This window comes from Blautia schinkii (assembly GCF_013304825.1).
Taxonomy (GTDB): Bacteria; Bacillota; Clostridia; order Lachnospirales; family Lachnospiraceae; genus Blautia_A; species Blautia_A schinkii_B.
Window position 1 is genome coordinate 89,974 of sequence record NZ_JAAWUO010000017.1, and the last position, 14,611, is coordinate 104,584.

Genomic DNA, 14,611 nt, shown 5'->3' on the forward strand with positions numbered 1-14,611 from the left:
TGGGATTGAAAGACTATGAAAATAAAACCACATCAGTAACAGAAGAATATTGAGAAAATAAAATACAGCCAGGAATATCGGATATAAGATCCGGACAATTTTCTGGCTGTATTTTTACTTACCGGATATCCGCACCAGGCTTCATGATCTGAAGCAGGATCACAGCACAGATGATTGCTCCGATGCCTGGAACTGCACCTCCGATCCCTACAAAACGAAGTCCGGCATATTTTACGATCACTCCACCCATGGCAGAACCGGCTGCAATACCAAAGTTAAAGAAAACCGAGATCAGAGAAGATGCCAGGTTTACACAGGCAGGATGCTCTCTGGTGGCAATCTTCAGAAAATGCATCTGCAGTGGTGAGTTCAGAAGATACATCATAACACCGAGGATAAAAAGTACCAGTCCTCCGCTTACCAGATTATGGGTGGCAATGGGCAGAAGCAGCAGGCATACAGTCTGGATGACGTAGATCAGAGGCAGCAGGCGGATGCCGGTTTTGTTTGCCACCTGACCGGAGCTTACATTGCTGGTGATCGCTGCAATACCAAAGATCAGAAGCGCAACACTCAGCATGGAATCCGGAATATGAAGCTCCTGCTGAAAGATCGGTGTCAGATAGGTATAGAAGCAGTAGGTGGAGGCACCTGCCAGGAAAACGATGGCACAGCCAATGGAGATCCTTTTGTCCAGAAAAAGCTTAAACTGTTCCAGAATACTTCCGGCCTTCAGCCGGTTCTGTCGCGGCAGCTTCACAAACAGAAGTGCCAGCAGAGCCAGGGTTGCCACGAAGATCGTGATAAAAGCCGCACGCCAGCCAAAAACTTGAGTGATGGTGGAAGCGATAGGCACACCCACAACAGAAGCGACACTGAAGCCTGAAAAAACACCTGCGATCACACCAGGGATATGCTCCGGAATGGAAGCAACATCTTCCGCATAAGTCATGGAGATGGAGACCACAGTGCCGGAAACCACAGCCGTAAGAATACGGAACACCAGAAATACCATGTAATTGACAGCAATGGCACAGATCAGATTGCAGAGCGCAAACAGTGAGATTCCCAGCATGGTAATACGAAAACGGTTGTATTTTCCCACATAGGCAGCCAGAAACGGAGTGCCCAGGCCATAGGCAAAGGCAAACAGAGATACAATGTTTCCGGCCTGAGTCAGTGAAATCCCGAATCCGTCCGCAATTTCCGGAAGGATACCGATCACCGTATATTCACTGGTACCAAGGAAAAAGCTGAGCATGATCAGACCTACAACAGCCGGATTAAAAAATCGAGTTTTGGATGATGACATGATAATAAGTCCTCCCTGAAAAAAATAAAGAGTAAGTTTCTGCATCAGAGAAATCATCTTCAATGAAAAATCTTCTTCAATGCGGTAAAAGAATATCACAATTTACACGATGTTTCTTGTTTACAGCTGTCAGATTTTTGTAGTATATTGATATCAGAAAGTGGGGAGGAGAAGAGAAGATGGAAATACCGGTATTTGGAAAAGAACAGTATCCGCTGAACAGAGAGTCCGGACTTTCCTATACGATTTCGGATATTTACAAGCATGTGCCAATACATACTCATAATCATTATGAACTTTTCATCATTTCAGAGGGTACGGCCTATCATATGATCAATGATTCTGTGCAGACAGTAAGGAAGGGGGATCTGTTTTTTATACGCCCCAATGATATGCACAGCTATAACTTTTATCATTCGGAGAATTTCTGCGTCCGGAATCTGGGCTTTTCTACCCAGGTGCTCCGGAATGTTTCCCTGTTTCTGGAGCAGGAGGAAAAGATGGATAAACTGATAAATGGTGAGATGCCTGCCTATGTACATCTGGAAGGGGAAAATTTCCGCAAGGTTCTGGATGCAATGGATACTGCGGGAAAGTTGGTAAACAGTAGCCATCCTCGGCACGCAAGATATCATGCGCAGTGTGTCATTGCACTTCTTCTGGAGGATTATTTCTTCACTTATGATGAAAAGGATCCCTGGAATCAGATGCCTTCCTGGTTGTCAGAGCTTCTCTTAAATATGTCAAAGATTGAAAATCTCCAGGAAGGCTACGAAAAAATGTGCGAGTTGGCTCCCTGCTCTCCAAGCCATCTCTGCAGGCTGCTGAAACAAATCTGTGGGAAAACGCCTACCCAGTATATCAACCAGGAGCGTCTGAAATATGCAGTTTATCTTCTGGCACAGACAGACCGGGAGATCCTGGATATCTGTGAGTGCTGCGGATTTTCCAATGTGAGCCACTTTTATCATCTGTTCCGGGAGCAGTTTGGAGTGTCACCGGCGAAATTCAGGAAGACGGTGTGATCGGGGATGAGTTAGAAGAGGCAGAACAAAAGTTTTATCTGAGAGATCACAGATGCGGACAAGCCATATTACTTTAAGGACCGTAAGTTTGATGAAGAGGCGTGGGCAAAAATAAATGGAAAATAAAAGAGCCCCGGCATTTACCAGAAAGCTCATCAGCTTGGATGAATTTGTAAAGATCCCGGCTGTGTACCTGAATTATAAGAAATACAGATGGCTGAAGGATCTGACAGTGAAAATCGAATAAGAAAAGAAAACAGCAGAGCTGTATGTCCCGGGATTACTGGAAACATACAATTCTGCTGTTTTCTTTTATGAGATTATTTGTTTTCCGCAAGATATTCTTCTGTAAGAGCAACCGCATCTGTGATACACTGTGGGCAGCTGCAGAGAACCTTGCCTGTCTCCACACCTTTTAATTCACGGCAGATACAGGAGCCGTTTTTTTCTTTGAATTTCCCGATATAGGTGCGAAGCTTTTTGTAAGTGTCACCTTTGGTTTTGGAACCTTCTTCAGTGTTTCCGCGGCTGTTGGAAAGTCCGATGATCATAGCCATTCCGGAAAGAGCACCGCACATTTCCATAACACCCATTCCAAGTCCGAAGCCCTCGGCAATACGGAACATCTCGTTTTCATCAATGCCAAATTCCCGGCAGAAAGAACAGGCAACTGCCTGTGCACAATTACAGCCATTCTCGTGTAATTTTGTAGCGTATTCAGCTTTTGTACTCATGATTTCTTATCCTCCTGATTTCAGATCGCAAGTAGGTTTTTGATCGCTTCCATATAGATCAGTACCGCTTCTTCCATACCGGAGACCAGGATAAATTCATCGGCTCCGTGGATGCGGTAGTCAATTCCCTCTTTTTCAGGTCCGAAGGCTATGATGTTTTTGAGGGATTTTGCGTAAGTGCCGCCTCCGATGACTACCGGTTTATGTTCAGTGTCACCTGTTACATCTGTGTAGGCTTTATACAGTGCGTTTACGAGAGGAGATTCTTTTGGGAAGAATAACGGTGCGCCAACTTCAACGATCTCAATGCGGCCGTTTTTGTCTTCCAGTTTACCCTCACACATTTTGCGGAGTTCTGCCTCACCAAGTGTTACAGGAACACGGATGTCGATGGTGCAGGAGATCACTCCGTTTTCTGTTTTGACGATTCCGTTGCAGAATGTCAGGTCGCCGTATTCATCTGCAAATTTCAGGCCAATACCAGAACCGTCGCAGGAAGTTCCAAGATGAGAATTATAGAATTCTACAAAATCATCCTCGAATCCGGCTTTTGCAAGGCATTCGAAAGTTACGCCTGCAGCATTGACACCAAGTGCCGGTGTGCTGGCATGGGCAGGAACACCTTTGGCATAAATGGTAAGCTCACCGTTTTCTTCTGTTACTTTGTATTCCTGAAGTTTACTCTGGGACAGTGCTGCTTCCAGTTTTTCTTTCAGGCCGGCATCTGCAGGAATCACAGTTGTGCAGGTGTCGCACATTGCATTTGCAACAAAGCCGCCGTTTGCAGAGATGATGCGGGTATTTTTAGAATAGGCCATCATAAATGCACGGCCTTTTTCACCGTGGATACACGGGAAGCTGGCATCCGGTGTGAAACCGCAGGAAAGCTCTTCTGCTACCTGATTGTAGTGTGCCATACATCTGGAACCTGTTTCCTCGTTGCAGCCCATGATCAGGCGGACTCTTTTGTTCAGCTTCACGCCGTGGTCGCGGAGAAGCTTCATGGCATAAAGCGCCTCCAGGATAGGGCCTTTGTCATCAGTGGTTCCACGGCCGTATACATGATCGCCTTCACGGGTAAGGCTGAACGGATCGTAGGTCCAGTCTCCACCTACAGGAACGATATCCAGATGACCGGCGATGCCGACGATCTCATCGCCCTCACCCATTTCGGCATAACCACAGTAGTTATCCAGGTTTACGGTTTTAAAGCCAAGCTCTTCGGCAATCTTAAGTCCTTCTTCCAGGGCTTTTGCAGGGCCCTCACCGAATGGCTTTCCCTCGGAAGGTGTACCGAGCTGGGAGTCAATGGCAACCAGTCTGCCAAGATTTGTGAGCATTTCTTCTGATAATGCGTGGATTTCCTTTTTAATATCCATATTGATTTCCTCCTGTTTACAGCGTTCCGGAAAGTGACAGGAGGGAACGCTGATGTTATGAGCTCTATTATAGCACAGATCGTAATGAACGGTAGAGTAGATTTTTACCTGTTGAAGACGTACCAATCCATTCGGCAGAACCCTTCAGGTCCTTTGGGCATATGCTAAAATCAGAAGTCAAAAAAGGAGTATCTGTATGAAAAATAAAAAATGGATCGCACTGGCAGCTGCAGTTGTGCTGGCAGTGACGGCGTTGCCGATGACAGTCTTTGCAGCAAAGAAAGATAAGGAAGAGGAGAAATTGAGCAAAGTCACTTTAAATGAAGTGGCGCATTCGATTTTCTACGCACCTCAGTATGTTGCGATCGAGGAGGGATATTTTGCTGAGGAAGGTCTGGATCTGACACTGGTGACGGGATTTGGAGCAGATAAAACGATGACTGCTGTAATCTCCGGTGAGGCAGATATCGGATTTATGGGCGCAGAAGCATCTGTCTATGCTTATCAGGAGGGTGCAACTGATCCTGTCGTGAATTTCGCACAGTTAACCCAGCGTGCAGGGAATTTCCTTGTGGCGAGAGAAGAGATGCCTGATTTCAAATGGGAGGATCTGAAAGGGAAGAAGGTTCTTGGCGGTCGTAAGGGTGGCATGCCGGAAATGGTATTTGAATATATTCTGAAGAAAAACGGCATTGATCCGCAAAAGGATCTGACTATTGACCAGAGTATCGATTTCGGTTCCACAGCGGCAGCTTTTACCGGTGATGATTCAGCTGCATATACTGTAGAGTTCGAACCGTCAGCCACGATCCTGGAAAAAGAAGGCGGGGGGTATGTGGTGGCATCTCTTGGAGAAGCATCCGGATATGTGCCTTACACATCCTACAGTGCAAAAGCAAGCTACATGAAAGAAAATCCTGAGATCATCCAGAAATTTACCGATGCACTTCAGAAGGGGATGGACTATGTGCAGAGCCATACGCCGGAGGAAATCGCAGAAGTGATCGCACCGCAGTTCAAGGAAACAGATATTGAAACTATCACTACTATTGTAAAACGCTATTACGACCAGGATACCTGGAAAGAAAATCTTATTTTTGAGAAACACAGTTTTGAGCTTCTTCAGGATATCCTGGAAGATGCAGGAGAACTGTCTCAGCGGGTGAACTATGAAGATCTGGTCCAGACATCCAGTGCAGAAAAGGCATCAAAAGATAAATAATAAAAAAGTTTAAAAAGTTTAAAAGAAAGAGAAGAAATCCCTGTGGATCTATAAAATATCCACAGGGATTTTTAGCATATAAAGCAGAAAAAAAGGAAGATGATGCAAATATAAGTCACAAAATAGCAGAAAATGTAAAAAAACACAGTCTGAAAATGGCAGAGAATAAACAGATGAAATCTATAAACTAAACAATACATAATCGGTTTTTTACATATAAGACTAGAAAGTATATGCTACATTAAACGGATAAGCATAAAAATATGTCGAAATGCACAAAAAAATGGATAAAAAATTATAATAAATGCAGAAATAGTAAAAAACAGTTGAAAAACACTAAACAATATGCTATCTTTAGTTTAACAAAAAACGAAATGAACTAAACAAAATTTACGAAAAGTTTAAAGGAGGAAATGAGATGAATTTTAAAAAGGTAATGGCAGCAGTACTTGCAGGAACAATGGTATTCGGAATGGCTTCTTCCGTAAGTGCAGCAACAGAGGTTTCTTTCTGGACACTGAACACAAGACAGAACGCAGTTGAGCCGATCGTAGAGGCATTCAACGAAGCAAACCCGGATATTAAAGTAACAGCTTCTTTCTATGACACAGATGGAATCAAGGATGCCTGCAAAGTAGCAGCTTCTTCCGATACACTTCCAAGTATGTGGTTTAACTGGGGCGGCAGTCTTGGAAGCTTCTATGAGGAGAATGGAAAGACATATGATCTTACGCAGTATGCGAAAGATAACGGATGGAACGACAAATTTACAGAAGCTTCTTTAAATCTCTGTACATTTGAAAACAAGCTTTCCGGATATCCGACAAGCTACAATGCACTTGGTGTTTACTATAATAAACAGATCTTTGAGGATAACGGAATCGAAGTTCCTGCTACATTCGAGGATTTCGAAGCAGCTCTTAAGACTCTGAAAGATAACGGAGTTACACCAATGGATACAGCCGGACTTAACGGATGGCATGTAATGAGATGGTTTGAGCTTCTTGTTGAGCACTATGCAGGTGCTGAGCTTCATGACAAGCTGAACACATTTGAGGAGAGCTGGAACTGTGATGCAGTAGTACAGGCTTTTGAGAAATATAAAGAGTGGGTTGACGCAGGATACTTCCCGGATGGTTTCCTTACACTTGACCCGAACGATACCATCATGGCAATGGGTACAGGAGAGTGTGCAATGGATCTCCAGGGACAGTGGTATGACGGACAGTTCATCCAGAATGATCTTGATCCTAACAATTATGGTGTATTTGCATTCCCGTCAGGTGATGACAACCGTATGTCTGCTTTCGCAGAGATGACACAGTTCAATGCTAATCTTTCTGATGAAGAACTTGATGCATGCGTGAAGTTCATGGATTACTATCAGAGCGATGAGAATGTTGCAGAGTATGGTGAGTACTATAACGTACCGCTTCCTGTACAGGGCGCTGAAGCTCCGGCTGAGCAGGTCAACGTAAACGGTATGCTTGAAACATCTAATGAGAACGGTACATTCACGATCACTGACCAGGCATTCCCGACAGAGGTTGCAGATGTTCTCTTTAATGCACAGGATGCAGTTGCAAACGGCGAGATGACACCGGAAGATGCAGCTGCTAATATCCAGAAAGCAATCGAGGAATATCAGGCTAAATAATCATAAAAGCATAACGGAGCGGCCAGAGCGCGGGCTTTGGCCGCTCTTTTACGAAAAATGGAGGTAATCCGGAATGAAGAAAAAAAGCAAAATTGATTTTGGTGCATATGCGTTTCTGATACCGGCAGCAGTGATCTACCTTTCCGTTATTGTAATACCTGTATTTTATTCACTGTTTATCAGTCTGTTTAAATGGAACGGTGTTGCGGAGAAGGAATTTGTAGGTCTGGCAAACTATATCAATTTGTTTACAAATGATGCGACATTTATGATCGCGTTGAAGAATAACCTGATCTGGATCGTGCTGACGATCGTACTTATGATGACGGTTTCTCTTGGATTTGCAGTAATCCTTAATAAACAGTTCCGCGGACGTACTGTGTTCCGTGCATTCTTCTATTTTCCATGTGTTATCGCACCGATCGCAGTAGCGATCATCTGGAGATGGATCTACAACCCGAATATCGGCTTTATCAATCAGTTTTTCAAAGTACTTGGAATTAATTTTAAACAGACATGGATCTCCGATCCGAAGGTTAGCCTGTATGCAATTTTTGCAGCAGCACTGTGGCAGGGAATCGGCCAGCCTATGATCCTTTTCCTGGCAGGACTTCAGTCAGTATCACCGGATGTCCTTGAGGCAGCAACAATTGACGGTGCAGGCCCGATCCGTAAATTCTTCAGTGTTACGGTACCGCTTATGAAAGAAACATTCGTTATGGTTCTTGCAACTCTGATCGTAGCAGCTATGAAGGTTTACGATATTGTACAGGGTCTTACAGGCGGCGGCCCGAACAACTCCACCCAAGTTCTTGCTACATATATGTATTCACAGACATTCCAGTATAACAATGTAGGTATGGGAACTGCGGTTGCATGTATCATGGTAGTTATGATGCTTGTAGTAATCATTCCGTATATTTCCTTTACAGCAAAAGAAAAGTAGGAGGTGCAGACAATGGACGGAAAAAGTAAAAAAATCACAAAAAAAGTGCTGCTGTATGTGCTTCTGATCATTCTTGCGCTGATCTGGATCGTGCCAATTTTCACACTTGTTGTAACAGCACTGAAACATAAAAAAGATTTCATGAGCGGTTTAAGTCTGTTCCAGCTTCCTGCTGAGATTGCATGGGACAACTTTACAAATGCCATCACAAAAGGAAATCTTTTCAACTATATGAAAAATGACCTGATTATTTCCTGCCTGAAAGTGCCGCTTGGTATCTTCGTAGGAGCTATGGCTTCCTTTGCATTAACACGACTGAACATCAAACATCGTGTGGGGCTTTTTGTATTCTTCCTTATTGGTATGATGCTTCCGATGCAGACAGCACTTGTGCCGATTAATATTATCTACAGCAAACTGAATCTTCTGAACACATACTTCGGATTATTCTATGTATATATCGGATTTGGTATTTCCTACTGTATCCTGATCATGAGAGGTTTCATGCTGGGAATTCCGAAAGATATTGATGAGGCTGCATGTATTGACGGATGTAATAAATGGCAGCTTTTTTACAAGATCATCCTGCCGATCGCAAAACCGGCGATCGCAACACTGTTTATCACAGATTTCCTTTCCACATGGAATGAGTATCTTCTGGCAAGCGTTATCATCAACGACAATGCCATGAAGACAGTACCAGTTGGTATTATGACATTCGTAGGTGAGCACGGAACAGATTATGGTTATCTGTGTGCAGGTGTACTTGTTTCTGTTATACCGGTTATGGTTGTATACCTGATCTTCCAGAGATATTTCGTAGAAGGTATGGCCGGAGCAGTTAAATCATGATATCAGATGCAGGCAGCACAGCGGATCGTGAACAGCCGCCTGGATGACTACAGAAAGAAAGAGGACGACTTATGAGTACTTGCAAATATACAGAATCCGTAGAAAAATGGGGAACCTTTGAAGCAGAAATGTCAGGCAGACATGAGGGAAATCCGTTTACCGATTATGCAATTCAGGGAACCTTTAAAGGCAAAGAAGAGACAAAAACCGTAGATGGTTTCTATGATGGAGACGGAATTTACCGTGTACGTTTCATGCCATCCTTTGAAGGAGATTATACATTTGAGATCAAAGGAAGCTTTTCCGATGAGGTGTACACAGGTGCATTCCATGTAACACCTGCACAAGAAGACAACCATGGACCTGTTCGCGTATCCTACACTTATCACATGGCATATGAAGATGGAAAACCATATTATTCTATCGGAACAACATGTTATGTATGGGAGCTTCAGAGCGAGGAGCTTCAGAAACAGACACTGGAGACACTGGCAGACAGTGCATTTAATAAGATCCGTTTCTGCGTATTCCCGAAACATTATGACTACAACCTGAATGAGCCGATCAGCTATCCATATGAAGGAACTCCGATGGACAGTTCTGTACTGACATCTGAGAATTTTCTGGAATATGTTGGCTGTGCAGAGGGTAATAACTTCGATTACAAGAGATTTAATGTGAAACATTTCCAGCATATCGATGACTGCGTAAAGAAGCTGATGGAGCTGGGTATTGAGGCTGACATCATTGTGATGCATCCATATGACAGATGGGGCTTCAGTGAGATGAGTGCAGAGTGTGATGATCTTTACTGGAAATATCTCATTGCCAGAGTGAGTGCATACAGAAACGTATGGTGGTCTCTTGCGAATGAGTACGATCTTTTCCCGAAAAAGACAACTGAGGACTGGGAGCGTTACGCATCCATCATCCAGGAAAAGGATGTATACAATCATCTTCGCTCCATCCATAACTGCAAGAGCTTCTATGATTACACAAGACCATGGATCACTCACTGCAGCATCCAGAGACAGGATCTTTACAAATCCTCTGAGATGGTAAATGAGTGGCGTATCCGATACAAGAAACCGGTAGTTCTGGATGAGATCGCATATGAAGGAAATATCCAGCACGGCTGGGGAAATATCAGCGGAAAGGAAATGACAAGACGTTTCTGGGAAGCATTCTGCAGAGGTGCATATCCGGGACACGGAGAAACCTATATGAATGATGAGGGAATTCTCTGGTGGTCTCATGGCGGCAAGCTTCACGGAGAAAGCCCTGAGAGATTTAAATTTCTCCAGAAAATTATGGAAGAAACTCCGGCGCCAGGTCTTCGTCCACTGGAAAATCAGTGGGATGAGGTTGGCGCAGCAGTAGATAACAGTCTTCAGGATATTAAATATTATATTTTCTATTACAGCTTCATGCGTCCGTCATTCCGCGAGTATCATATTGATGATGAGACAGAATTTGAGGTAGAAGTAATTGATACCTGGAACATGACGATCGAGAAGAAAGGAATCTTTAAAGGCAAGTTCCGGATCGACCTGCCGGGAAGAGAGTATATGGCTGTGCGCGTGCGCGAGGTTAAGTGATTTATGGGGAGCTGCCGGAAAGGCGGCTCCCTGCTTTATGTTGACAGGAAAACCAAAAGTGTTTAGAATCAAGGAGAAGTTTAAATCAAGAGGGATCAGAATGAAGATAAAGGCAGCAGATATAGCGAGAAATCTTAATCTTTCCAAAGCAACGGTATCCCTGGTTTTAAACAATAAACCAGGAGTCAGTGAGAAAACCCGACGAAGGATTTTTGATTATATTGAAGAAGTTTCAGGAGAAGCAGAACGACAAAAAGAAGAAAAAGATAAGCAGGAATTAGAGAATAAAAATATCATCAAGGTACTTTTTATTGATAATGCTCTCAGATTCCTCAAGGATTTTGAATTGGATGTATGCCCGGACAGCCTGACAATATTTGAACAGGAAGCCAGAAGAATGGGCTGTATCATCAGCGTGACTTATGCTTCTTCCGCAAAAAAAGAAGACGTGGAGCGTGTAGTGCGTGAGGCTAATGAGGAAAATGTGGCAGGCGTGATCCTGTATGCAACGGAGATGCAGCCGGATCAGTTTCCACCGTTCCGGGCAATCCGAAAGCCCATGGTGATCTATGACAATGATCTTGGAAATGAATATCATTGTGTTACCTTCGGTGGAGTGGAGGGAATCAGGGATTGCGTAGATTATCTGGTTTCCAGAGGATGCCGGAATATCAAATACATGGCCAATACCCAGAATATCTTTAATTTCCAGCAGAGGCGTGCAGGATTCCGTGCAGGACTTCGGAAGAATGGCCTGCCACTGGAGAAAGAATCTATTTACCCGCTGGGAGAAACTACCAGTGAGGTATGTGAGGCAACACTGAAATATCTGGAGACTCATGAACTGCCGGATGCCTTTATCATGGAAAATTATCAGATTTCCATTGGCGTGATGCGGGCGTTACGGCAGAAGAAGATTTCGGTTCCGGAAGACATTTCTCTTCTGGGAGTAGATGAGATCCCGGATTATCTTACGGGAGATATCCTTCTTACCACACTTCGGATGGAGCATCTGGAACGTGCGCATGTGGCCATGCTTTTCCTGGAACAGGAGATGAAGGGGGCGATTTCCTGTAAATTCAAATCGTTTTCCACCTGCAAGATCATTCCGGGGCAGACGGTCAAATAAAATGGAAATACAGATGAGGAGAAAATAAAATGTTATTTTTTGTAAACGATTACTGCGAGGGAGCGCATCCGGCGATCCTTGAAAAACTTGTGGAGACAAACATGGAGAAGCTTTCCGGCTATGGCACAGATAAATACTGTGATTCTGCAAAAGAAAAGGTCCGCAAGGCATGTGGCTGTCCGGATGCAGAGGTGTTTTTTCTGGTAGGAGGAACTCAGACCAATGCGACAGTTATCGGTTCCGTGCTGAACAGATACGAGGGTGTACTGGCAGCTGAGACTGGTCATGTAAACTGCCATGAAGCCGGTGCTATCGAGTATACCGGACATAAGGTTCTGGCACTTCCTGCAGAGAACGGAAAGATCAAAGCAGAGAGCATAACCGAATATATCGAAACTTTTTACGGGGATGAAAGTCATGACCATATGGTATTTCCGGGAATGGTATATATTTCCCATCCTACAGAATACGGAACGCTTTATACAAAGAAAGAACTGGAAGAAATCTTCAATGTGTGCAGACATTATGAGCTTCCGCTGTTCCTGGACGGAGCAAGACTTGGATATGGCCTGGTAAGCCCGGAAACAGATGTAACACTTGAGGATATCGCCAGATATACAGATGTATTCTACATCGGTGGAACCAAGGTAGGAGCACTCTGCGGTGAGGCAGTTGTTTTTACGAAAAAAGCTCCGAAACATTTCATGACTATGGTGAAGCAGCAGGGAGCTCTTCTGGCCAAGGGGCGCCTTCTGGGAATCCAGTTTGATACTTTATTTACAGATGATCTGTATACAAAGATCAGCCGAAACGCCATTGACACTGCTATGAAGCTGAAAAAAGCTCTTCAGGAAAAAGGATACCAGCTTTATATTGATTCTCCGACAAACCAGCAGTTCATAATCCTGGAAAATAATAAAAAAGAAGAACTTGCAAAAAAAGTCCGGTTTGATTTCTGGGAGAAATATGATGAGGATCATACAGTGATCCGTTTTGCTACAAGCTGGGGAACGAAGATGGAAGATATTGATGCGCTGATCGAATTGCTGTAGTGCGTATCATCCTGAGAAGATCATAAAGTAGAAATAATTGCAGGAAATTTGGTATAAAATAATTCCCTGCAGGATCTGCAAAATCAGGTACAGATATAATATCCTTGGCAGTATGCCTGATGAAGAGATAATTTATATCATCTGTTTTGTAAATTCCTGCGGGGTTTTTATTTTTTGGTCTGTGAGGAATTATAATTTTTTGCCCTTCTCAGCGGCAGCAGTCAGAGCTTCAAATACAGCACTGCGGAAACCGTTTTTCTCCAGTGTGCGTACACCTTCGATGGTAGTTCCGGCAGGGGAGCAGACCATGTCCTTCAGATCGCCAGGATGTCTGCCTGTCTCAAGAACCATCTTTGCACTGCCAAGTACTGTCTGGGAAGCAAATTTGTAAGCCTGTTTACGGGGCATTCCCTGACTTACGGCGGCATCTGCCATAGCTTCGATGAACATAAATACATAAGCCGGTGCACAGCCGCCTACAGCGCCTGCAGCATCCATAAGACGTTCAGGGATCACTTCTGTGCATCCGAAGCTGTCTGTGATCTTGAGAATTTCATCGAGTCCTTCTTTGGAAACGCGCTCGTTGGCGCATACAGCAGTCATGCCTTCACCAACCTGTGCGGGAGTATTTGGCATGAAACGGACAACTTTCAGAGGAAGTCCGGCTTTTTCTTCCAGCCATGCAAGGGTCTTGCCCGGGGCAATTCCAATGATAGTGTGATCTGCTGTGAGGCTGTTGTGGACTTCATCTAAGACTTCCTCGTAGAACTGGGGTTTTACTGCAAGTACAATAGTTTTTGCAGATCTGACCACTTCGTTGTTATCCGGAGTGGTGACAACACCGAGATTTTTTTCGCTGCGTTCTCTGCCTTCTTCTGTAAGGTTGGAAACAATGATCTCATCTTTTGAAAAAATCCCTTGGCGGAGAATACCGCCGATCATTGCAGAACCCATATTTCCACATCCGATAAAACCGATCTTCATAATAAAAATCCTCCTTAGAATTATGTTTTATAAAAAAAGACACGCTCCCGAAAGCGTGCCTCTCTTGGCAATGAAAGCAGATAACGGGAGTCGAACCCGCCTCCTCAGCTTGGGAAGCTGATGTTCTACCGATGAACTATATCTGCCTGCAATCCCAATTATAGCACTGGAAATAAGAAATACAAGAGCTGATTTGCGGGATATTACCACCCCTGGCTCATAGTGCTGTTATGGTATTTCGTAGAATAAGTCACATCCTCCCCAAACCACTCCGGTGCAATATAAGCATTAGCTGCTTCTTCCGTAGGAAATTCGACCTCAGCAAGAAGAACTCCCTCATATTCCCCGTGGAACACATCCAGCTCAATAAAAAGCCCGTCTTTTTCAGGAATTACATAGCGGTCTTTTGTAATAAGGATACCATCGGCTTTAGGTTTGAGATGTTCGTAGGCATCGGCAGTCAGAGGAAGATTATATTCTTCGCGGCTCATCAGGCCTTTTGATTTATAAGTAAGAAAATATTCATCATCCTGTCTGCGGATGCGGACTACAGGTGAAGTACAGAGATAACTCTGTTCGATCCTGTGGCAGGGATAGGAAGCCAGGCCGGCTGGCAGATTTTCTTTCGGGATCAGAAATTTACGTTCGATTTCCATAAAACAGATACCGTTACTGAAAACTTATAAAAAGTTATAAACTTCTATGTTTCATTCCTACTTCA

General features: G+C 44.0%; 14 protein-coding genes and 1 tRNA gene. 9 read left to right on the forward strand and 6 right to left on the reverse strand.

The genetic code is table 11. From position 1 onward, the window contains the following. Positions 1-118: 118 nt before the first annotated feature. Complete coding sequence (locus HFM85_RS13175) at positions 119-1,312, reverse strand: MFS transporter (RefSeq protein ID WP_173738597.1); 1,194 nt, start codon at positions 1,310-1,312, stop codon at positions 119-121. A gap of 179 nt (positions 1,313-1,491) precedes the next feature. Between HFM85_RS13175 and HFM85_RS13180 the strand changes: the two genes are divergently transcribed. Both HFM85_RS13180 and HFM85_RS16445 read left to right on the forward strand, forming a co-directional pair. After that, positions 1,492-2,337 (forward strand): AraC family transcriptional regulator, encoded by an 846-nt coding sequence (locus HFM85_RS13180; protein ID WP_173738598.1) that lies wholly within the window; start codon positions 1,492-1,494, stop codon positions 2,335-2,337. A gap of 115 nt (positions 2,338-2,452) precedes the next feature. After that, positions 2,453-2,584, forward strand: coding sequence for a hypothetical protein (locus HFM85_RS16445; RefSeq protein WP_274602648.1), 132 nt, complete (start codon positions 2,453-2,455; stop codon positions 2,582-2,584). A 73-nt stretch (positions 2,585-2,657) separates the two neighbouring features. Here HFM85_RS16445 and HFM85_RS13185 read toward each other — a convergent pair whose 3' ends face one another. Then, complete coding sequence (locus HFM85_RS13185; RefSeq protein WP_173738599.1) at positions 2,658-3,071, reverse strand: C-GCAxxG-C-C family protein; 414 nt, start codon at positions 3,069-3,071, stop codon at positions 2,658-2,660. Positions 3,072-3,091: 20 nt separating this feature from the next. Beyond that, on the reverse strand, positions 3,092-4,450 hold the full coding sequence (locus tag HFM85_RS13190; RefSeq protein ID WP_173738600.1) for a M20 family metallopeptidase: 1,359 nt from the start codon (positions 4,448-4,450) through the stop codon (positions 3,092-3,094). A 196-nt stretch (positions 4,451-4,646) separates the two neighbouring features. On the opposite strand from HFM85_RS13190, the gene HFM85_RS13195 reads away from it, so the two are divergent. The 7 genes from HFM85_RS13195 to HFM85_RS13225 all read left to right on the forward strand — a co-directional run bounded on the left by HFM85_RS13195 (position 4,647) and on the right by HFM85_RS13225 (position 12,906). Next, positions 4,647-5,672 (forward strand): ABC transporter substrate-binding protein, encoded by a 1,026-nt coding sequence (locus HFM85_RS13195; protein WP_173738601.1) that lies wholly within the window; start codon positions 4,647-4,649, stop codon positions 5,670-5,672. A gap of 418 nt (positions 5,673-6,090) precedes the next feature. Beyond that, positions 6,091-7,329, forward strand: coding sequence for an ABC transporter substrate-binding protein (locus HFM85_RS13200; protein ID WP_173738602.1), 1,239 nt, complete (start codon positions 6,091-6,093; stop codon positions 7,327-7,329). Positions 7,330-7,402: 73 nt separating this feature from the next. Further along, a complete protein-coding gene (locus tag HFM85_RS13205) occupies positions 7,403-8,275 on the forward strand; it encodes a carbohydrate ABC transporter permease (RefSeq protein WP_119238693.1) in 873 nt (290 codons plus the stop codon). A gap of 12 nt (positions 8,276-8,287) precedes the next feature. After that, the gene (locus tag HFM85_RS13210; RefSeq protein ID WP_119238694.1) at positions 8,288-9,127 is read left to right on the forward strand and encodes a carbohydrate ABC transporter permease; all 840 of its coding nucleotides are present in this window, start codon (positions 8,288-8,290) and stop codon (positions 9,125-9,127) included. Between the two features lie 71 nt (positions 9,128-9,198). After that, complete coding sequence (locus HFM85_RS13215) at positions 9,199-10,725, forward strand: DUF5605 domain-containing protein (RefSeq protein WP_173738603.1); 1,527 nt, start codon at positions 9,199-9,201, stop codon at positions 10,723-10,725. Between the two features lie 100 nt (positions 10,726-10,825). Then, positions 10,826-11,854, forward strand: a complete 1,029-nt coding sequence (locus tag HFM85_RS13220; protein WP_173738604.1) for a LacI family DNA-binding transcriptional regulator — start codon at positions 10,826-10,828, stop codon at positions 11,852-11,854. 29 nt (positions 11,855-11,883) lie between these two features. Beyond that, on the forward strand, positions 11,884-12,906 hold the full coding sequence (locus HFM85_RS13225; RefSeq protein WP_173738605.1) for a threonine aldolase family protein: 1,023 nt from the start codon (positions 11,884-11,886) through the stop codon (positions 12,904-12,906). 189 nt (positions 12,907-13,095) lie between these two features. Here the strand turns inward: HFM85_RS13225 and proC are convergent, their stop codons facing one another. From proC to HFM85_RS13240, 3 genes are all read right to left on the reverse strand, one after another. After that, positions 13,096-13,890, reverse strand: coding sequence for a pyrroline-5-carboxylate reductase (gene proC / locus HFM85_RS13230; protein ID WP_173738606.1), 795 nt, complete (start codon positions 13,888-13,890; stop codon positions 13,096-13,098). Positions 13,891-13,965: 75 nt separating this feature from the next. Then, a tRNA-Gly gene (locus tag HFM85_RS13235) sits at positions 13,966-14,036 on the reverse strand. Between the two features lie 57 nt (positions 14,037-14,093). Further along, positions 14,094-14,546, reverse strand: a complete 453-nt coding sequence (locus tag HFM85_RS13240) for a CYTH domain-containing protein (RefSeq protein ID WP_173738607.1) — start codon at positions 14,544-14,546, stop codon at positions 14,094-14,096. Between the last annotated feature and the right edge of the window lie 65 nt (positions 14,547-14,611).